15 protein-coding genes are annotated in these 18,853 nt (G+C 68.4%); 8 read left to right on the top strand and 7 right to left on the bottom strand.

The genetic code is table 11. The annotated features are described in order from the left end of the window. Positions 1-82 precede the first annotated feature (82 nt). Genes pgl through tkt form a run of 6 tightly spaced genes read right to left on the bottom strand, consistent with a single transcriptional unit; the run spans position 83 to position 8,232 of the window. Entirely contained in the window at positions 83-871 is a 789-nt protein-coding gene (pgl, locus tag HOW07_RS00670; protein ID WP_175115826.1) for a 6-phosphogluconolactonase, read from the bottom strand. Continuing rightward, on the bottom strand, positions 871-1,833 hold the full coding sequence (locus tag HOW07_RS00665) for a glucose-6-phosphate dehydrogenase assembly protein OpcA (protein ID WP_064296928.1): 963 nt from the start codon (positions 1,831-1,833) through the stop codon (positions 871-873). The genes pgl and HOW07_RS00665 overlap by 1 nt, the downstream gene beginning before the upstream one ends. After that, positions 1,830-3,374 (bottom strand): glucose-6-phosphate dehydrogenase, encoded by a 1,545-nt coding sequence (gene zwf / locus HOW07_RS00660; RefSeq protein WP_175115825.1) that lies wholly within the window; start codon positions 3,372-3,374, stop codon positions 1,830-1,832. The genes HOW07_RS00665 and zwf overlap by 4 nt, the downstream gene beginning before the upstream one ends. 23 nt (positions 3,375-3,397) lie before the next feature. Next, positions 3,398-5,011 (bottom strand): glucose-6-phosphate isomerase, encoded by a 1,614-nt coding sequence (locus HOW07_RS00655; protein WP_175115824.1) that lies wholly within the window; start codon positions 5,009-5,011, stop codon positions 3,398-3,400. Continuing rightward, on the bottom strand, positions 5,008-6,117 hold the full coding sequence (gene tal / locus HOW07_RS00650; protein WP_121290634.1) for a transaldolase: 1,110 nt from the start codon (positions 6,115-6,117) through the stop codon (positions 5,008-5,010). The genes HOW07_RS00655 and tal overlap by 4 nt, the downstream gene beginning before the upstream one ends. A gap of 24 nt (positions 6,118-6,141) precedes the next feature. After that, positions 6,142-8,232 carry a transketolase gene (gene tkt / locus HOW07_RS00645; RefSeq protein WP_121290633.1) on the bottom strand — a complete coding sequence of 697 codons (2,091 nt, stop codon included), beginning with the start codon at positions 8,230-8,232 and terminating at the stop codon, positions 6,142-6,144. A 377-nt stretch (positions 8,233-8,609) separates the two neighbouring features. Between tkt and HOW07_RS00640 the strand changes: the two genes are divergently transcribed. Both HOW07_RS00640 and HOW07_RS00635 read left to right on the top strand, forming a co-directional pair. Beyond that, a complete protein-coding gene (locus HOW07_RS00640) occupies positions 8,610-9,530 on the top strand; it encodes a heme o synthase (protein WP_064296933.1) in 921 nt (306 codons plus the stop codon). A 4-nt stretch (positions 9,531-9,534) separates the two neighbouring features. Further along, on the top strand, positions 9,535-12,084 hold the full coding sequence (locus tag HOW07_RS00635) for a helix-loop-helix domain-containing protein (protein ID WP_175115823.1): 2,550 nt from the start codon (positions 9,535-9,537) through the stop codon (positions 12,082-12,084). Positions 12,085-12,131: 47 nt separating this feature from the next. On the opposite strand, the gene HOW07_RS00630 is transcribed toward HOW07_RS00635, so the two are convergent. Beyond that, positions 12,132-13,103: a COX15/CtaA family protein gene (locus HOW07_RS00630; protein WP_175116470.1), complete on the bottom strand. Its 972-nt coding sequence runs from the start codon at positions 13,101-13,103 to the stop codon at positions 12,132-12,134. A 307-nt stretch (positions 13,104-13,410) separates the two neighbouring features. On the opposite strand from HOW07_RS00630, the gene sufB reads away from it, so the two are divergent. From sufB to HOW07_RS00600, 6 genes are all read left to right on the top strand, one after another. After that, complete coding sequence (sufB, locus tag HOW07_RS00625) at positions 13,411-14,829, top strand: Fe-S cluster assembly protein SufB (RefSeq protein WP_056005633.1); 1,419 nt, start codon at positions 13,411-13,413, stop codon at positions 14,827-14,829. After that, positions 14,829-16,037, top strand: coding sequence for a Fe-S cluster assembly protein SufD (gene sufD, locus HOW07_RS00620; RefSeq protein ID WP_175115822.1), 1,209 nt, complete (start codon positions 14,829-14,831; stop codon positions 16,035-16,037). Before sufB ends, sufD begins: the two co-directional genes overlap by 1 nt. Continuing rightward, complete coding sequence (locus HOW07_RS00615; protein WP_064296937.1) at positions 16,037-16,360, top strand: non-heme iron oxygenase ferredoxin subunit; 324 nt, start codon at positions 16,037-16,039, stop codon at positions 16,358-16,360. Before sufD ends, HOW07_RS00615 begins: the two co-directional genes overlap by 1 nt. Before the next feature lie 4 nt (positions 16,361-16,364). Continuing rightward, positions 16,365-17,141 (top strand): Fe-S cluster assembly ATPase SufC, encoded by a 777-nt coding sequence (gene sufC, locus HOW07_RS00610; RefSeq protein WP_079002531.1) that lies wholly within the window; start codon positions 16,365-16,367, stop codon positions 17,139-17,141. 28 nt (positions 17,142-17,169) lie between these two features. Continuing rightward, complete coding sequence (locus HOW07_RS00605; protein WP_056005622.1) at positions 17,170-17,499, top strand: metal-sulfur cluster assembly factor; 330 nt, start codon at positions 17,170-17,172, stop codon at positions 17,497-17,499. A 93-nt stretch (positions 17,500-17,592) separates the two neighbouring features. Next, positions 17,593-18,759 (top strand): MalY/PatB family protein, encoded by a 1,167-nt coding sequence (locus tag HOW07_RS00600; RefSeq protein ID WP_175115821.1) that lies wholly within the window; start codon positions 17,593-17,595, stop codon positions 18,757-18,759. Positions 18,760-18,853: the final 94 nt, after the last annotated feature.

Here is an 18,853-nt window from a genome sequence, read left to right as displayed (position 1 = left end):
AGCACCACATATGCGGAAAGGCCGTTCCCCTCGGGGAACGGCCTTTCCGCATGCTGGCAGCGGCTGGGCGACCGGCCTCCCGCTAGTACTCCGGGAGGATCAACGAATCCGGGACCTCGGCGGCCGCATCCTGGTCGACGAAGAACACCGTCCGTTTGCGTCCCTTGGCCCCGGCGGCGGGGACCTCGTTGTAGCTGGCACCCGCGAGGGCGAGGCCGAGTGCAGACGCCTTGTCGGTACCGGCGAGGACGAGCCAGACCCGCACGGAGGAGTTGATGGCCGGCCGGGTCAGGCTGAGTCGTTCCGACGGCGGCTTGGGGGAGTTCCGCACCGGCACGACGGAGGTGTCGGTGACCGAGACCTCGGCCCGCTCCGGGAAGAGCGACGCGACGTGACCGTCGGGACCGACACCCAGGAACGTGATGTCGAACCGGGGGTGGTCCTCGCCGGGTCGCGCGAACCGACGGAGCTCGTCCGCGTACAGCACCGCGGCGGCGTCGAGATCGATACCGTCCTCCGGCGCCGGGTATCCGTGCACGTGTTCGGCGACGAGGCCACGCTCCGGAAGCGCCAGCAGGGTCTCCAGCAATGCCTCGCGTGCCTGCAACTCGTTCCGATCGGCGTCGTCCCGAGCGACCCAGCGCTCATCCCCCCACCAGAGGTGCACCCGGGACCAGTCCACCCGGTCGCGGTCCTTCGACGCGGCCACGGCGGCGAGCGTGCCCGTGCCGACGGTCCCGCCGGTCAGGACGACGTGGACCGTCTCCTGCGACTCGAGCAGTTCACGGGTTCGGGACAGGAACCGCTTGGCGACCGAGGTCGTCAGCTGGTCGCGGTCCTGATAGACGAGGACGCGTCGCTCGGTCGGCATCAGCTGGTCCGAGCGCGGAGCGTGACCGGCTCGCCGAGGCCGGGGAGGCCCACGGTGATGACCTGTCCGTACAAGACGTCCGGGTCGAGGGTGCGGAGTTCCTCGGCGAGGCAGTCGCGCAGACTGCGACGGGGGAGCGAGAGGTCGTGCGTCGGCTGTCCGGGCTGGATCAGCGTCGCGATGTCGGGAACGGGTCGCTCGAGGACGACGTTGCCGGACGCCCGCGTGAGGCGGACACCGTGGATGCCGCTCGACCCGTGGGCCATGCTGAGCTCGTGGGTCACGTCGACCTGCAACTGCAACTGGAGCCAGGCGGCGAGCAGCTCGGTCGACGGGGAGTCCGATGCTCCGGACACCTCGATCGCCGTGACGGGCTCGTACGGCGGCTGGTCGAGCACCGCCGCGAGCTGGGCACGCCAGAGCGTGAGCCTGGTCCATGCGAAGTCCGTGTCTCCGGGGGCGTAGTTCGCCGCGCGACCGCGGAGGGCGGCGTGGGTGTCCGCCGCCGCGGACGCGTCGGTGATACGACGCTGGGCGATGCGGCCGATCGGTGACGTCGAGACGCGTTCGGGTGCCTCACCGGGCCACCAGGCGACGACGGGTGCGTCGGGCAGGAGCAGACCGGTCACGAGGCTCTCCTCGTTCTCGGCCACCGCACCGTAGGCGCGGAGGATGACCACCTCGCTCGCTCCGGCGTCGCCGCCGACGCGGATCTGGGCATCGAGCCGGTCGCCGATGGAGGACTGCTGGTCGTCGTGCTCCGTGGAGAGGACGATGACCCGCATGGGGTGCTCGCGGGAGGCCTCGTTGGCGGCCTCGATGGCCTCCTCCTCGGCTCCGAGCCGCGTCGAGATCACCAGGGTGAGCACGCGACCCAGGGCGACGGCGCCGCCGTCCTCGCGGATGGTCACGAGCGCCTTCGAGAGCTTGCTCGTGGTCGTGTCTGGCAGGTCTACGATCATGGTCGTCTCCAGGTGCGTCCGTCGCGGTTCATGAGGTCGTCGGCCGAGGAGGGGCCCCAGGTGCCGGGAGCGTACTGCTCGAGCGGCGTGTCCTGAGCGGCCCAGTACTCCTCGATCGGGTCGAGGATCTTCCAGGAGAGCTCGACCTCCTCGTGACGGGGGAAGAGGGGCGGGTCGCCCAGCAGGACGTCGAGGATGAGACGTTCGTACGCCTCGGGACTCGCCTCGGTGAAGGCGTGGCCGTAGCCGAAGTCCATCGTGACGTCGCGGACCTGGGTGCCGGCACCCGGGACCTTCGAACCGAAGCGGATGGTGACACCCTCGTCGGGCTGGACGCGGATGACCAAGGCGTTCTGACCGAGCGCCGAGGTCTGGCTCTCCGCGAACAGGTACTGCGGAGCACGCTTGAAGACGACCGCGATCTCGGTGACGCGGCGTCCGAGGCGCTTCCCGGCACGCAGGTAGAACGGCACGCCGGCCCACCGACGCGTGTTGATGTCGAGCCGCATCGCCGCGTAGGTCTCGGTCGTCGACTCCGGGTTCATCCCGTCCTCGTCGAGGAAGCCCAGCACGTGCTCGCCACCCTGCCAACCACCGGCGTACTGCCCACGGGCCGTCGCGGCCCCGAGGTCGTCGGGGAGGCGGACGGCCGCGAGGACCTTCTCCTTCTCCGCGCGCAGGTCTGCCGCGTTGAAGGAGATCGGCTCCTCCATCGCCGTGAGGGCGAGGAGCTGCAGCAAGTGGTTCTGGATGACGTCGCGCGCCGCTCCGATGCCGTCGTAGTACCCGGCACGACCGCCGACGCCGATGTCCTCGGCCATGGTGATCTGCACGTGGTCGACGTAGTTGGCGTTCCAGATGGGCTCGTACAGCTGGTTCGCGAACCGGAGCGCCAGGATGTTCTGGACGGTCTCCTTGCCGAGGTAGTGGTCGATCCGGAAGATCGAGTCCGACGGGAAGACCGACTGCACGATGTCGTTCAGCTCGCGAGCCGTCTTGAGGTCGCTGCCGAACGGCTTCTCGATGACCACCCGGCGCCACTGACCGTCAGCGGGCTCCGCGAGTCCCGAGCGACGGAGCTGCTCGGTGACCTGCGGGAAGGCCTTCGGCGGGATCGAGAGGTAGAACGCGTGGTTGCCCATCGTCCCGCGATCCGCATCGAGCTCCTCGATGGTCTCTTTCAGCTTCTCGAACGCCGCGTCGTCACCGAATTCACCGGGGACGAACCGGATGCCCTGGGCGAGCTGGTTCCAGACGTCCTCGCGGAACTCGGTCCGGGCGTAGTGCTTGACTGATTCGTGGACGACCTCCATGAAGTCCTGGTCCTCCCAGTCCCGTCGGGCGAACCCGACGAGTGAGAAGCCAGGGGGCAGGAGGCCCCGGTTCGCCAGGTCGTACACGGCCGGCATCAGCTTCTTGCGGGACAGGTCACCTGTCACGCCGAAGATGATGAGGCCGCTCGGACCGGCGATCCGATTGAGGCGTCGGTCGGTGTCCACCCGCAGCGGGTTGGACTCCGGGGTGATTTCCACCGGGGACATGAAGCTCCTTGTGCAGTGACGCGCTAGTCGTTGACGGCGTCGAAGAGGGTGACGATGTTCTGGTCCGGCGACGTGAGCGTCAGCGTGAGGACCGGACGACCGTGCTCGGCGAGGACGCGGGCGTCGCCGCCCGCCTGGGCCTCGATGAGCTGGCCGAAGGTGAACGGGCGCTCGGGGATCTCCAGGTCGACGGGGGCCGTCTCGGTGATCTGCAGGAACACGCCGTTCGCGGGGCCGCCCTTGTGGTACTGACCCGTCGAGTGCAGGAAGCGGGGACCCCACCCGAAGGTCGTGGGTCGTGCCGCCTTCGCCGCGACGAGGTCGCGGATGCTCTCGAGCTGCGGGGAGGCGAGACGGTCGACGTAGCCCTGGATCGCGACGTACCCGTCGGAGGGCAGCTGCGCGAGCAGTGCCTCGACGGCGCCGGACAGGGTGGTCACGCCGTCGAGCAGACCGGCAGAGCCGCGGACCTCGACACCGTCGGCGACGAAGGCGGGTGCCTCGGGCTCCGGACGGTTGTCGAGCAGCCCACGGGTGGCGACCTTCGCGGACTCGACGTCCGGCTGGTCGAACGGGTCGATGCCGATGAGGCGCCCGGCGACGACGGTCGCGTACTCCCACACCAGCATCATCGCGCCGAGGCTGCCGCTGACGAGGATCTCGCCCTCGTGGCGGTCGTGGCGCAGCAGGTGGAACTCGTGGGCGTCGTCGACGATGCGGACGATCTGGAGGTCGGCCGGCTTCGACTCGAGCTCGGGAGCGAGCGGGTTGAGCACGACGGGCAGCAGACCGCGACCGGACTTGCCGGTCGATTCGGCGATGAGCTGTTCGGCCCAGTCCGGGAATCCGACGATGTGCGTCCCGTCGGTGATGAGACCGACCTTGTCGCGCAGCGGAACGGTGCCGCCGATCGCCGCGCCCAGGATGAGACCCGGGTTCGAAGCGTCGTCGATCGCGAGTTCACCGAGTACCGCTTCGGCCTCGTCGAGCAGCGCGCCGATGTCGACACCGGCCAGACCGGACGGCACGAGACCGAAGGCGGTGAGCGCACTGTAGCGACCGCCGACGTTGGGGTCGGCGTTGAAGACCCGGTAGCCGGCCTCGTTCGCCGCCGCCTCGAGCGGGGAGCCCGGGTCGGTGACGATCACGATGCGGCCGGCGGGGTCGATCCCCGCAGCCGTGAACGCGGCCTCGTAGGCACGGCGCTGACTGTCGGTCTCGACCGTGGAGCCGGACTTCGAGGAGACGACGAGCACCGAGGTCTCGAGGCGGTCCGCCAGGGCCGCGAGGACCTGACCGGGAGCGGTCGAGTCGAGGACGGTCAGGTTGCCGCCCAGCGTGTTCGTGATGACCTCGGGTGCGAGCGAGGAACCGCCCATGCCCGCGAGCACGATGTGGTCGATGCCCTCGTCGTTGAACTGCTCACGGAGCGCGAGGATCGGCTCGACCAGCGGGCGGGAGATGGAGACCGCCTGGACCCAGCCGAGGCGCTTGGACGCCTCGGCCTCGGCCGCAGGACCCCACAGCGTGGGGTCCTGGTCCGTGATGCGCGACGCGACGAGGTCGCTGACGAGGGTCGGGACCACCGATGCGACAGCGGCCTCCGCCGCGCCGCTCACGCGGATCTTGAAGCTCACTTGGAGGCCTCCAGAGCCGTCTTCACGGTCTCGAGCAGCTCGTCCCAGGACACGATGAACTTCTCGACGCCCTCACGCTCGAGCAGCGCCGTCACCTCGTCGTAGGACACGCCGAGTGCGGCGATGGCGTCGAGGACCTCGTTCGCAGCCGCGTAAGAGCCGGTGACGGTGTCGCCGGTGATGACGCCGTGGTCGAAGGTCGCCTCGAGGGTCTTCTCCGGCATGGTGTTGACCACGCCGTCGGCGACGAGCTCGGTCACGTAGAGCGTGTCGGGGAGGTCGGCGGACTTGACGCCCGTCGAGGCCCAGAGCGGACGCTGCTTGTTGGCGCCGGCCTCGAGGAGCGCGGTGGCACGCTCGCTCGCGAACTCCTGCTCGAAGACCTGGTAGGCGAGCTGGGCGTTCGCGACGCCGGCCTTGCTCTTCAGCGCGGTCGCCTCGGGGCTGCCGATCGCGTCGAGACGCTTGTCGATCTCGGTGTCGACCCGCGACACGAAGAACGAGGCGACCGAGTGGATCGTCGAGAGGTCGTGGCCCGCGGCCTTCGCCTGCTCGAGACCGGTGAGGAACGCGTTGATGACCTCGCGGTAGCGGGTGAGGCTGAAGATCAACGTGACGTTGACGCTGATGCCGGCGCCGATGACGGCGGTGATGGCCTCGAGGCCCTCGACCGTCGCGGGGATCTTGATCATCGCGTTGGGCTGGTTGACCTTGGCCCAGAGCTGCTTGGCCTGCTCGATCGTCGCTGCGGCGTCGTGCGCGAAGCCCGGCTCGACCTCGATCGACACGCGGCCGTCGTACCCGTTCGAGGAGTCGTAGACGCCACGGAAGATCTTCGACGCAGCAGCCACGTCGTCGGTGGTGATCTCGAAGACCGCCTCGGTGACGTCCTTGCCGTCGGCGGCGAGCTGGGCGACCTGCTCGGCGTAGACGTCGCCGTTGCTGAGCGCGGACGCGAAGATCGTCGGGTTCGTCGTGACACCGACGACGTTGCGGTCGGCGATGAGCTGCTCCAGCCCACCGGACTGGATGCGTCCGCGGGAGAGGTCGTCGAGCCAGATGCTGACGCCGGCGGCGGACAGCTGGGCGGTTGGGGTTTCAGTCATGTTCTTCTGTCTCCTTCGCCCGGGCTACTTGCCGAGCGTCTCGTGTGCTGCGGAGACGACTGCCTCCGTGGTGATGCCGAACTCACGGAACAGCGTCTTGTAGTCGGCGGACGCACCGAAGTGCTCGATCGACACGGTCCGGCCGGCGTCGCCGACGATGCTCTTCCAGGTCAGGCCGAGACCCGCCTCGACGGAGACGCGTGCGGTGACGGCCTTCGGGAGGACGGACTCGCGGTACTCGGCGGACTGCTCCTCGAACCACTCGAGTGCGGGCACCGAGACGACACGGGCGTTGACGCCCTCGCCGCGCAGGACCTCGCGGGCCTCGACGGCGAGCTGGAGCTCGGAGCCCGTCGCGATGAGGATGACGTCCGGCGTTCCGCCGGGCGCCTCGGCGAGGATGTACGCACCCTTGGCGACGTTCGACGCTGCAGCGAAGGTCTCGCCGGTGGCGTCGCCCGTGCCGCGCTCGAACACCGGGATGTTCTGACGGGTCAGCGCGATGCCGGTCGGGCCGCCGCGACGCTTGAGGATCTCGAGCCAGGCGTAGGCCACCTCGTTCGCGTCACCCGGTCGCACGACGGCGAGGTTCGGGATGGCACGGAGCGAGGCGAGCTGCTCGATCGGCTGGTGGGTGGGGCCGTCCTCACCGAGGGCGACGGAGTCGTGGGTCCATACGAAGATGGACGGCACGTTCATGAGCGCGGCGAGACGGACGGCCGGACGCATGTAGTCGCTGAAGATGAGGAAGGTGCCACCGAACGCGCGGGTCGGGCCGTGCAGGACGATGCCGTTGAGGATCGCGGCCATGGCGTGCTCGCGGATGCCGAAGTGCAGGACGCGACCGTAGGGGTTCCCGGTCCACTCGTGGGTGGAGTGCTCGCTCGGGATGAACGACGCACCGCCCTCGATCGTCGTGTTGTTCGACTCGGCGAGGTCGGCCGAACCACCCCACAGCTCGGGGATGACCGGGCCGAGGGCGTTGAGCACCTTGCCGGATGCGGCGCGGGTCGAGACGTCCTTGCCGGCCTCAAACACGGGGAGCGCCGACTCGACACCCTCGGGGAGTTCGCCGGCCTCGAGACGCTCGAGCAGCGCAGCGCGCTCCGGGTTGGCCGCGGCCCAGGCGTCGAACGTCAGCTGCCACTCGGCACGTGCCTCGGCACCGCGGTCGATCGCCTTGCGGGTGTGCTCGATGACCTCGTCGGCGACGAAGAAGTTCTGCTCGGGGTCGAAGCCGAGCACCTCCTTGACGGCCGCGAGCTCCTCGGCGCCCAGCGCCGAACCGTGGATCTTGCCGGAGTTCTGCTTCTTGGGAGCCGGCCATCCGATGATGGTCTTCAGGATGATGAGCGACGGCTTGTCGGTCTCGGCCTTCGCCGCCTCGATCGCGTCGTTCAGCGCGTGGACGTCCTCGACGTACTCGCCGGTCTTCTTCCAGTCGACGACCTGGACGTGCCAGTGGTAGGCCTCGTAACGGGCCTTGACGTCCTCGGTGAAGGCGATGTTGGTGTCGTCCTCGATCGAGATCTGGTTGGAGTCGTAGATCGCGATGAGGTTGCCGAGCTGCTGGTGACCGGCGAGCGAGGACGCCTCACTCGTGACGCCCTCCTGCAGGTCGCCGTCGCCGGCGATGACGTAGACGAAGTGGTCGAACGGGCTGGTACCGGCCTCGGCCTCGGGGTCGAACAGGCCACGCTCGAAGCGGGACGCGTACGCGAAGCCCACGGCGGAGGCGAGCCCCTGGCCGAGCGGACCGGTGGTGATCTCGACGCCGTCGGTGTGGCCGTACTCCGGGTGACCAGGCGTGAGCGAGCCCCAGGTGCGGAGCGCCTCGAGGTCGGAGAGTTCCAGCCCGTAGCCGCCCAGGTAGAGCTGGACGTACTGGGTCAGCGAGCTGTGCCCGACCGAGAGGACGAAGCGGTCGCGTCCGAGCCAGTCCTGGTCCTTCGGATCGCGTCGCATGACCTTCTGGAACAGCAGGTAGGCGGCGGGGGCGAGACTCATCGCCGTTCCCGGGTGGCCGTTGCCGACCTTCTCCACCGCGTCGGCGGCGAGGATGCGCGCCGTGTCGACTGCTTTGCTGTCAATGCTTTCCCACTGCAGATCTGCCACTGAATACTGACCCTTCTCATCGGAACAGGAGGCCGACGAGCGGTCGAGCCTTCTTCTGTGCGTTCGCGGCCCACGTCGTCTTCGGCGTCCGAGCACACGACACCGCTCTTCGAACTGGGTGAAGGGGGGCGCACGCGTGCACAGTGGCTGGCGAGCATTTCCCAGCATAGCGAACCCCTGCAGCCGAGGGTCGATGTTCGACGAGCGCGAACACGCGACGTCACGGATCGTTGCAGCGCTTGCACGACGGGCGTCACCTGGTGAGGGACCGTGCGCCTGCGCACCGTGAGTAGGGAGCCGCCCGCGCGTGTCGTAGAATCGTCTGCGGACCGCGCACCGGGCGAGCAGTGCGTGGTGAACCGAACGTTAGAGGAGCAATGGACGTCGCTGTAGCAGAACGTGTGTCGAGCCCCAAGCTCGGTTTCCGACGCAAGGCGAAGGCGTACATCGCCCTGACCAAGCCGCGGGTCATGGAGCTGCTCCTCGTGACGACGATCCCCGTCATGATCCTCGCGAAGGGCGGTCTGCCCGACTGGTGGCTCGTCATCGCGACCGTCATCGGCGGGTCCTTGAGCGCCGGCTCCGCAGCGGCGTTCAACTGCTACATCGACCGCGACATCGACGCGGTCATGGACCGCACGAAGAAGCGCCCCCTGGTGACCGGCGAGCTCACGCCGCGCGAGGCGCTCGTGTTCGCGTGGACGCTCGGCGTCGTCTCGACGGTCTGGCTCCTCGCCACCACCAACTGGCTCGCGGCCGCACTGTCCGTCGGCGCGATCCTCTTCTACGTCTTCGTGTACACGCTGTGGCTGAAGCGACGCACCCAGCAGAACATCATCTGGGGTGGGATCGCGGGCTGCTTCCCCGTCGTCATCGGCTGGGCCGCCGTCACCGGTTCGCTCTCGTGGGCACCGATCATCCTCTTCGCGGTCGTGTTCCTCTGGACGCCGCCGCACTACTGGCCGCTGTCCATGAAGTACCGCAGCGACTACCAGGCCGTCGGCGTGCCGATGCTCGCCGTCGTCCGCGGTCGCGCGCAGGTCGGCCTCCAGGTCATCCTGTACGCGTGGGCGACGGTCGTCTGCTCGCTCCTGCTCATCCCGGTGGCCGACATGGGGCTGCTGTACAGCGCCGTCGCCCTCCTGTCCGGCGGCTGGTTCGTCTACGAGACCCACCGTCTCTACAACCTCGCGATCCGTCACGAGCACGTCTCGCCGATGCGCGTCTTCCACGGGTCGATCACCTACCTGACCCTCCTGTTCCTCGCCGTCGGCATCGACCCGCTGCTCCCGTTCTGACCCGGTGGCTGACGCAGCGGAACGCGGCCGGCTGATCGCTGCGACGGGGGAGAGCCCCGACATCGTCTTCGACCGGTTCGTCTCCTGGGCCGAGGCCGGCGGACTCAGCCTGTACCCGGCGCAGGAGGAGGCGCTCATCGGCATCGTCGACGGCGCCAACGTCATCCTCTCCACCCCGACGGGCACCGGCAAGAGCCTCGTCGCCGCCGGCGCACACTTCGCGGCCCTGAGCTCCGGTCGACGCAGCTACTACACGGCCCCGATCAAGGCGCTCGTCAGCGAGAAGTTCTTCGCACTCGTCGAGATGTTCGGCGCTGAGAACGTCGGGATGGTCACCGGGGACTCCTCGGTGAATGCCGACGCGCCGATCGTCTGCTGCACCGCGGAGATCGTCGCCAACCTGGCGCTCCGGCACGGCGAGGACGCCGGCATCGACCAGGTCGTGATGGACGAGTTCCACTTCTACGCCGACCCCGACCGCGGGTGGGCGTGGCAGGTGCCGCTGCTCACCCTCCCGGACACGCAGTTCGTCCTCATGTCCGCGACCCTCGGCGACGTCGGCGACCTCGCGCGCGACCTCGAGCGCCGGACCGGCCGTGAGACCGCCATCGTGACCGGCGTCGAACGACCGGTGCCGCTCCATTTCTCGTACGCGACCACGCCGATCCACGAGACCGTGGAGGACCTCCTCCACACGGGACAGGCTCCGATCTACATCGTCCACTTCGCGCAGGCGGCGGCGCTCGAGCGGGCACAGGCCTTGACCAGCCTCAAGGTCGTCACCCGCGAGCAGCGCGACGAGATCGCCGACGCCATCGGCGACTTCCGGTTCAGCACCGCGTTCGGCACGACGCTGTCCCGGCTCGTCCGCAGCGGGATCGGCGTGCACCACGCCGGCATGCTGCCGAAGTACCGACGCCTCGTGGAGCAGCTGGCCCAACGTGGTCTCCTCCGCGTCATCTGCGGGACGGACACCCTCGGCGTCGGGATCAACGTCCCGATCCGCACGGTCCTGTTCACGGCGCTCACGAAGTACGACGGCACGAAGATGCGCCAGGTGAACGCCCGGGAGTTCCATCAGATCGCCGGTCGTGCGGGTCGGGCCGGCTACGACACCGCGGGCACCGTCGTCGTCCAGGCTCCCGAGCACGAGACCGAGAACCTCAAGCTCATCGAGAAGGCCGGCGACGACCCGAAGAAGCGCCGCAAGATCATCCGGAAGAAGGCGCCGGAGGGGTTCGTGTCCTGGGGGGAGCCGAGCTTCCAGCGGCTCGTCGCGGCCGAGCCTGAAACGCTGACCAGCCACATGCAGCTCACCCACGCGATGATGCTCAGCGTCATCGCGCGCGGCGGCGACAGCTTCGGCACCATCCGCTCCCTCGTCTTCGACAACCACGAGCCTCGGGCGAGACGCTTCGCCCTGGCCAGGCGGGCGCTCGAGATCTACCGCACCCTCCGCACGGCAGGGGTGACCACCCAGACGATCGATCCCGAGACGGGTGAGGTCGTCATCGGCCTGACGGTCGAACTGCAGCCGAACTTCGCGCTCAACGCTCCGCTGTCACCGTTCGCCCTCGCCGCGTTCGAGCTGTTGGACCCCGCGGAGCCAGGCTTCGCCCTCGACGTCATCTCGGTGGTCGAATCGACGCTCGACGATCCGCGCCAGATCGTCATGGCCCAGCAACACCTCGCCAGAGGCGAGGCCGTGCAGGCGATGAAGGCCGAGGGGATCGAGTACGACCAGCGCATGGAGCTCCTCGAGGCGGTCACCCATCCGAGACCGCTGGCCGAACTCCTCGAAGCGGCGTTCACGAGCTACACCGCCGCGCAGCCGTGGGCACTCGACCTCGAGCTCCGCCCGAAGGCGGTCGTGCGCGACTTCATCGAGCGTGCACTGAACTTCAGCGAGTTCGTCTCGTTCTACAGTCTCTCGAGGTCCGAGGGACTCGTTCTGCGGTACCTCTCCGACGCCTTCCGGGCGATCCGACAGAGCGTGCCGGACGAGTTCAAGGACGAGGAGCTCCAGGACCTCATCGAGTGGCTCGGCGAACTCGTCCGACAGGTCGACTCGAGTCTGCTCGACGAGTGGGAGGAACTGTCCCACCCGGACCCCGAACGCCATGCGGAGGCGAGTCGGTCACTCCCGCCCACGCCACGGAGCGTCCTCGCCAACCGCCGGGCGTTCACCGTCCTCGTCCGGAACGAACTCTTCCGCCGGGTCCAGCTCGCATCGCTGGAGCACTACGACGCGCTCGGCGAGCTCGACGCGTCGGCCGGATTCGACGCCGACGCCTGGGCCGACGCCATGGATCCGTACTTCGAGGAGCACGGGGAACTCCCGACCGGTGCTGCAGCACGGAGCCCGGCGCTGCTGGTCGTCGACGACGAGGACGAGCGCCCCGTGGGCGACACGGGCGGTGTCTGGCGGGTGCGTCAGGTGTTCGCCGATCCGGCCGGCGACCACGACTGGGGGATCAGCGCCGTCATCGACCTCGACGCCTCCGACGAGACCGGGACCGCGGTCGTCCGGGTGACCGCGGTCGGGATGCTCTGAGTCGTCAGCGGGCGCGCAGAGCCCTCAGCGGGAGAGCGTCTGAGCCATCAGCGGGAGACGCTGAGGGATGCCGACTCATCGACGCGTGACGCGGTCCGGACCGGGATCCGCTGCTGCAGCACGACCCAGGTCATCGCGGCGACGAGCAACCCGGCGAGCACCATGTGCAGCCCCACGAGCACCTCGGGGAGTCCGAGGCGGGCCTGGGTGAGCCCCACGATGATCTGCACCACTTCGACCGCCAGCAGAGTGGAGACCGCGGTGCGCACCCCGCGCGACCCACGGCGGGCGCCGAGGGCGATCACGCCGACGAGCAGCACGATGGTGCCGGCGAGCGTCGCGTAGGCGGGCCAGCTGTGGAGGTGCTGGAGGAACTCGGGGTCGAACCCGTTGCGCGGCGCCGGCACCTCCTTCGAGTTGTCGCCGGCGTGCGGGCCCGAGCCCGTCGTCAGGATGCCGAACACGACGGTGACGGCGACGAAGAGGCTCGTCAGGTGGACGACGCCGAGGTACCAGCCGGGCATGACCTTCACCGCGCCACGGGGACCGCGGTGGACCCGATGGACGAGCATCGTCGCGAGGGCGACCAGGACGATGGAGATGACGAAGTGCAGCCCGACCACGTACGGGTTCAGCCCGGTGAGGACCGTGATGCCGCCGAGGACCGCCTGCGCGGGGATCGACAGGCCCTGGAGCAGGGTCAGCCGGAAGAGATCGGGGCGCTGCCGACGCATACGGATCACCGCGAGGAACGCGGCGATCACGATGGCCGCGAGGACGAAGGTGAGGAGGCGGTTGCCGAACTCGATGAACCCGTGGATGCCCATCTCCGGCGTGTTGACGAAGGAGTCGTCCGTGCAGCGCGGCCACGTCGGGCATCCGAGCCCGGAGGCCGTCAGGCGGACGGCGCCCCCGGTCCCGATGAGGACGAGCTGGAAGGCGAAGGAGAGCCAGGCGACGACACGCACGCGCTTGTCGATCGTCGTCGGCAACCACTGCCAGAACCGGGTGGCACGCACCCGGTCGGGAAGGGACGGTGCCGGCGTCGGTCGACCGGCGGTCTTGGAGTGGTGTGACACGGGTCGATCCTTCGGTTCGCGGTGGCCACGGCTGCGGTATCCACCGTCCTCACCCACAACCCACAGGAAGCTGTAGGATTATGAGGTTCACGGTGCGCGCGAGAAGCGCCATGGTTCATGAACATTGTAGGTTCGCGAAGAAGCCGCCCGCACATCCCCTCCCCAATCCGCTCCGATCAGGCGCGTGCCATGGGAGGGAATGACGACCTCCAGCCGGTGGTTGTCTCCAGGGAGGAAAGAGGGACACATGTCAGACATCCTGATCGATCGCCCGGAGCTCGCCGGACTCGGCCAATACGAGTTCGGATGGCACGACGGCGACGTCGCCGGCGCTTCAGCGCGCCGCGGCATCTCCACGGAGGTCGTTGCCGACATCTCCGCATTGAAGAGCGAACCGGACTGGATGCTGCAGCGCCGCCTCAAGGCCCTGCAGCTGTTCGAGCGCAAGCCCATGCCGACGTGGGGCGCCGACCTCTCCGAGATCGACTTCGAGAACATCAAGTACTTCGTCCGGTCCACCGAGAAGCAGGCTCAGACCTGGGAGGACCTGCCGGACGACATCAAGAACACCTACGAGAAGCTCGGCATCCCCGAGGCGGAGCGCCAGCGCCTCGTCTCCGGCGTCGCCGCGCAGTACGAGTCCGAGGTGGTCTACCACCAGATCAACGAGGAGCTCGAGGCGCAGGGTGTCATCTTCATGGACACCGACACCGCGTTGCGCGAGCACCCCGAGTTCTTCGAGGAGTACTTCGGCACGGTCATCCCGTCCGGCGACAACAAGTTCGCCGCGCTGAACACCGCCGTATGGTCGGGTGGCTCCTTCGTCTACGTGCCGCCCGGCGTGCACGTCGAGATCCCGCTGCAGGCCTACTTCCGGATCAACACCGAGAACATGGGTCAGTTCGAGCGCACGCTGATCATCGCCGACGAAGGCAGCTACGTGCACTACATCGAGGGCTGCACCGCGCCGATCTACAAGTCGGACTCGCTGCACTCCGCGGTCGTCGAGATCATCGTCAAGAAGAACGCCCGCGTCCGCTACACGACGATCCAGAACTGGTCGAACAACGTCTACAACCTGGTCACGAAGCGCGCCACGGCCGCCGAAGGAGCGACCATGGAGTGGATCGACGGCAACATCGGATCCAAGGTCACGATGAAGTACCCGTCCATCTACCTCATGGGCGAGCACGCCAAGGGCGAGACCCTGTCCGTCGCCTTCGCCGGTCCCGGCCAGCACCAGGACGCCGGCGCGAAGATGATCCACATGGCTCCGTACACGCAGTCGTCCATCGTCTCCAAGTCGATCGCCCGAGGCGGCGGACGCGCGGGCTACCGCGGCGAGGTCCGGGTGGACGCCAACGCCCATCACTCGGCCAACACCGTGCGCTGCGACGCGCTCCTGGTCGACACCATCTCCCGGAGCGACACGTACCCGGCGATCGACATCCGTGTGGACGACGTCCAGCTCGGACACGAGGCGACGGTGTCCAAGGTCAGCGAGGAGCAGCTCTTCTACCTCATGAGCCGCGGCATGCCGGAGGACGAGGCCATGGCGATGATCGTCCGCGGCTTCATCGAGCCGATCGCCCGCGAACTGCCCATGGAGTACGCACTCGAACTCAACAAGCTCATCGAGATGGGCATGGAAGGATCCGTCGGTTAATGACGACTGCAGCACCGACTCAGACCGAAGGACAGCACGGCATCACGGCACACAGCGACGGCGCAGGACGCGTCATCCCGGTGCAGACCCGTTCGGAGCGCTTCAGCTCCTATGATGTCGCCGACTTCCCAGCGGTGACGGGACGCGAGGCGGTCTGGAAGCTCAGCCCGGTCGCGCAGTTCACCGACCTCACCGCGGGGGAGCTCGACGGCTCTCCCACCCCGATCACGCACGACGACGTCGACGGATTCAGCGTCGAGTGGATCGGTCGCGACGACGCCCGCGTCGGCTCCGCCGGCGTGCCGGAGGAGCGCGCCTCCGCGAACGCCTGGTCGAGCTTCGACCAGGCACTGGCGATCTCGGTCACGGGTGAGGAGTCCAAGACCCTGCGCCTCGAGCGGAGCGGACTCGGCGACAGCGCCCGCGCTGCGCACACCGTCATCACCGCCGCGCCGTTCAGCCGCGGCCTCGTCATCATCGAGAACGCGGGCGACGCCCGCCTGACCGAGAACGTCGAGATCGTCGTCGGCGAGCAGGCCGACGTGACCGTCGTGACCGTGCAGTGGTGGGACGACGACGCCGTGCACCTCGCCAGCCACTTCGCGTCCATCGGTCGTGACGCCCACCTCAAGCACGTCGTGGTGTCGCTCGGCGGCAAGGTCGTCCGGGTGAACCCGACCCTGCACCTCGCCGGTCAGGGCTCGGACCTCGACTCGCTCGGCGTGTACTTCTCCGACGCGGGTCAGCACCTCGAGCAGCAGGTCTACATGCACCACGACGCACCGAACACCCGCGGGCGCGTGACCTACAAGGGCGCACTGCAGGGCGAGGGTGCGCGGTCCGTGTGGATCGGCGACGTCCTCATCAGCAACCGTGCCGTCGGCACCGACAGCTACGAGCAGAACCGCAACCTGGTCCTCTCCGACGGCACCCGTGCCGACTCCGTGCCGAACCTCGAGATCGAGACCGGCGACATCGCCGGTGCCGGTCACGCGAGCGCGACCGGACGCTTCGACGACGAGCAGCTCTTCTACCTGCAGGCTCGAGGCATCCCTGAGGACGAGGCACGACGACTCGTCGTCCGCGGCTTCCTCGTGGAGATCATCCAGCAGATCGGTGACACCGAGCTGCAGGAGCGCCTCTCGGCGGCCATCGAGGCCGAACTGCTCGGCGCCGACGGACAGGGCACCGGCGGAGCGCAGCACTGATGGCGACGAAGGTGTGCTCGTTCGACGAGCTCGCCGTCAACCAGGCCAAGCGGGTCGTGGTGGACGGCGTGCCGATCGCCCTCGTGCGCGACGCGTCCGACGAGCTGTTCGCGATCGGCGACGTCTGCACCCACGGCGACATCTCGCTGTCCGAAGGCTTCGTCGAGGACGGCAATCTCGAATGCTGGGCACACGGCTCACAGTTCTCGCTCACGACGGGCAAGCCGCTCACCCTCCCGGCCTACGAGCCGGTCCCCGTCTACACCGTCGAGCTCATCGACGGCGACATCTACATCGACCCGACCGCAACGAAAGAGATCTAGCACCATGTCAGTCCTCGAAATCCGCGACCTGCACGTCAGCGTCGAAACCGAGCAGGGCACCAAGCCGATCCTGCGTGGCGTCGACCTCACCATCCGGAAGGGCGAGACCCACGCGATCATGGGTCCGAACGGTTCGGGCAAGTCCACGCTCGCGTACACGATCGCCGGCCACCCGAAGTACACCGTCGACAGCGGATCCATCACGCTGGACGGCGAGGACGTCCTCGCGATGAGCGTCGACGAGCGCGCCCGTGCCGGACTCTTCCTCGCGATGCAGTACCCCGTCGAGATCCCCGGAGTCACGGTCACGAACTTCCTCCGCACGGCGAAGACCGCCGTCGACGGCGAGGCACCCGCGATCCGCGGCTGGATCAAGGACGTCCGCGAGTCGATGAAGAACCTGCGCATGGAGCCTGCCTTCGCGGAACGCAACGTCAACGAGGGCTTCTCCGGTGGCGAGAAGAAGCGTCACGAGATCCTCCAGCTCGAGCTGCTGAAGCCGCAGTTCGCAGTCCTCGACGAGACCGACTCCGGCCTCGACGTCGACGCCCTCAAGATCGTGTCCGAGGGCGTCAACCGCGCCAAGGAGAACACGGGCCTCGGTGTCCTGCTCATCACGCACTACACGCGCATCCTCCGCTACATCAAGCCGGACTTCGTGCACGTCTTCGTCGCCGGCAAGATCGCTGAGCAGGGCGGTCCCGAGCTCGCCGACCGCCTCGAGAACGAAGGCTACGACCGTTTCCTCGTGGACGCCGTCGTCGCCCCGGAAGGTGCCTGAAGCCGCGCCAGCGGTCTAAGATAACGACATGGTAACAACGCTCAGTCCGCAACGATTCGACGAGGTCGAAGAGGCACTCAAGGACGTCATGGACCCCGAGCTCGGGGTGAACGTGGTCGACCTCGGTCTCATCTACGACCTGGGTTGGGATGACGAGAACGACGCGCTCATCATCCACATGACCCTGACCTCCGCCGGATGTCCGCTCACGGACGTCCTCGAGGAGCAGACGGGTCAAGCGCTCGACGGCATCGTCGACGCCTTCCGCATCAACTGGGTGTGGATGCCGCCGTGGGGCCCGGAGCGCATCACGGACGACGGGCGCGACATGATGCGTGCCCTCGGCTTCTCGATCTGATCGATCCTCCACGACGACGGACGGCTGCAATGCAGCCGTCCGTCGTCCTGTTCCCGGCGGCGTCACCCGGCTGATCCCGGATAGGGTCGACGCATGACCGAGATCGTGTCCGCCGACCCCCTCGACGTCCTGCGCAGCCGGACGAGCGAGAAGTGGTCCGAGTACCCCGACGACGTCCTGCCCATGTTCGTGGCCGAGATGGACGTCCCGCTGGCACCCGTGGTCCGCGAGGTCCTACACGCGGCCATCGACCGCGGCGACGCCGGGTACGTCGCGAGCCGCACACGGCTCCCACAGACGTTCGCCGACTTCGCAGCGCGACGCTGGGGTTGGGATGTGGATCCCGGCTCCGTGTTCACCACCGCCGACGTCAGCATGGGCATCGTCGAGATCCTGCGTCGCGTCATCTCACCCGGCGAGGGCGTGGTGATCACCTCGCCGGTCTACCCGCCGTTCTTCGACCTCGTCACCGAGGCCGGGGGAGTCGTGGTGGACGTCCCCTTGCTCGGGTCCAGCCGCGCCGACGATCTCGCCGGAGGCTGGCGGCTCGACCTGGACGGTGTCGAAGCCGCGTTCCGCGACGGAGCGAAGGCCTTCCTCCTCTGCAACCCGCACAACCCGATCGGTCGGCCGCACACGGTCGACGAACTCCGCTCGGTCGCAGCACTGGCAGCGCGCTACGGGGTCACGGTCGTGAGTGATGAGATCCACGCTCCGCTCACCCAACCGGGCGAGCGGTTCGTCCCCTACCTCAGCGTGTCCGACGAGGCCGCCGAACACGGGTACGCCGTCCTGTCGGCGAGCAAGGCCTGGAACCTCGCCGGCCTGAAGTGCGCGGTGATGGTCACCGCCGCACCCGGACCGCGGAGCGTGGTCGCGGGGATGCCGGTCGAGGTGTTCTGGCGGACGGGCCAGTTCGGAGTGCTGGCGTCGGTCGCCGCCTTCGAGTCGGGAGAGCCCTGGTTGGACGGGCTCCTCGCGTTGATCGACGGCAACCGGCGGCTGCTCGGTGAGCTGCTGGGTGCCGAGCTGCCCGAGGTCGGCTACCGACCGCCTGCCGCGGGGTACCTCGCCTGGCTGGACTGCACCGGGCTCGGTTGGACGGAGCCCCCGGCGCGGCGCATCCTGCGCGAGGCGCGCGTGGCCCTGCAGGAGGGAGCCCCGTTCGGGCCCGGAGGCGTCGGCCATGCACGACTCAACCTGGCCTGCTCGCCCGAGCTCCTCAGCGAGGCGGTCGGGCGGATCTCCGCCCTGCGTTGACGGACGTCCGGCCGCGCCGGGACCCTACCGGAACGGCCGCGGTGCTGAGCATCGGATTCACGATTTATACTGGGAGGCTGACCCCCACCCTCCG

Source organism: Plantibacter sp. MCCC 1A11337 (assembly GCF_013349365.1).
Classification (GTDB): domain Bacteria; phylum Actinomycetota; class Actinomycetes; order Actinomycetales; family Microbacteriaceae; genus Plantibacter; species Plantibacter flavus_A.
Note: the sequence above shows the minus strand (reverse complement) of the source record. Positions and strands in the feature narration are given on the sequence as shown.

Excerpts from the sequence above, each read along its gene's own strand:
- pgl (WP_175115826.1), bottom strand. The coding sequence starts at position 871 with ATGCCGACCGAGCGACGCGTCCTCGTCTATCAGGACCGCGACCAGCTG.
- HOW07_RS00665 (WP_064296928.1), bottom strand. The coding sequence starts at position 1,833 with ATGATCGTAGACCTGCCAGACACGACCACGAGCAAGCTCTCGAAGGCG.
- zwf (WP_175115825.1), bottom strand. The coding sequence starts at position 3,374 with ATGTCCCCGGTGGAAATCACCCCGGAGTCCAACCCGCTGCGGGTGGAC.
- tal (WP_121290634.1), bottom strand. The coding sequence starts at position 6,117 with ATGACTGAAACCCCAACCGCCCAGCTGTCCGCCGCCGGCGTCAGCATC.
- HOW07_RS00640 (WP_064296933.1), top strand. The coding sequence starts at position 8,610 with ATGGACGTCGCTGTAGCAGAACGTGTGTCGAGCCCCAAGCTCGGTTTC.
- sufB (WP_056005633.1), top strand. The coding sequence starts at position 13,411 with ATGTCAGACATCCTGATCGATCGCCCGGAGCTCGCCGGACTCGGCCAA.
- sufD (WP_175115822.1), top strand. The coding sequence starts at position 14,829 with ATGACGACTGCAGCACCGACTCAGACCGAAGGACAGCACGGCATCACG.
- HOW07_RS00615 (WP_064296937.1), top strand. The coding sequence starts at position 16,037 with ATGGCGACGAAGGTGTGCTCGTTCGACGAGCTCGCCGTCAACCAGGCC.
- sufC (WP_079002531.1), top strand. The coding sequence starts at position 16,365 with ATGTCAGTCCTCGAAATCCGCGACCTGCACGTCAGCGTCGAAACCGAG.
- HOW07_RS00605 (WP_056005622.1), top strand. The coding sequence starts at position 17,170 with ATGGTAACAACGCTCAGTCCGCAACGATTCGACGAGGTCGAAGAGGCA.
- HOW07_RS00600 (WP_175115821.1), top strand. The coding sequence starts at position 17,593 with ATGACCGAGATCGTGTCCGCCGACCCCCTCGACGTCCTGCGCAGCCGG.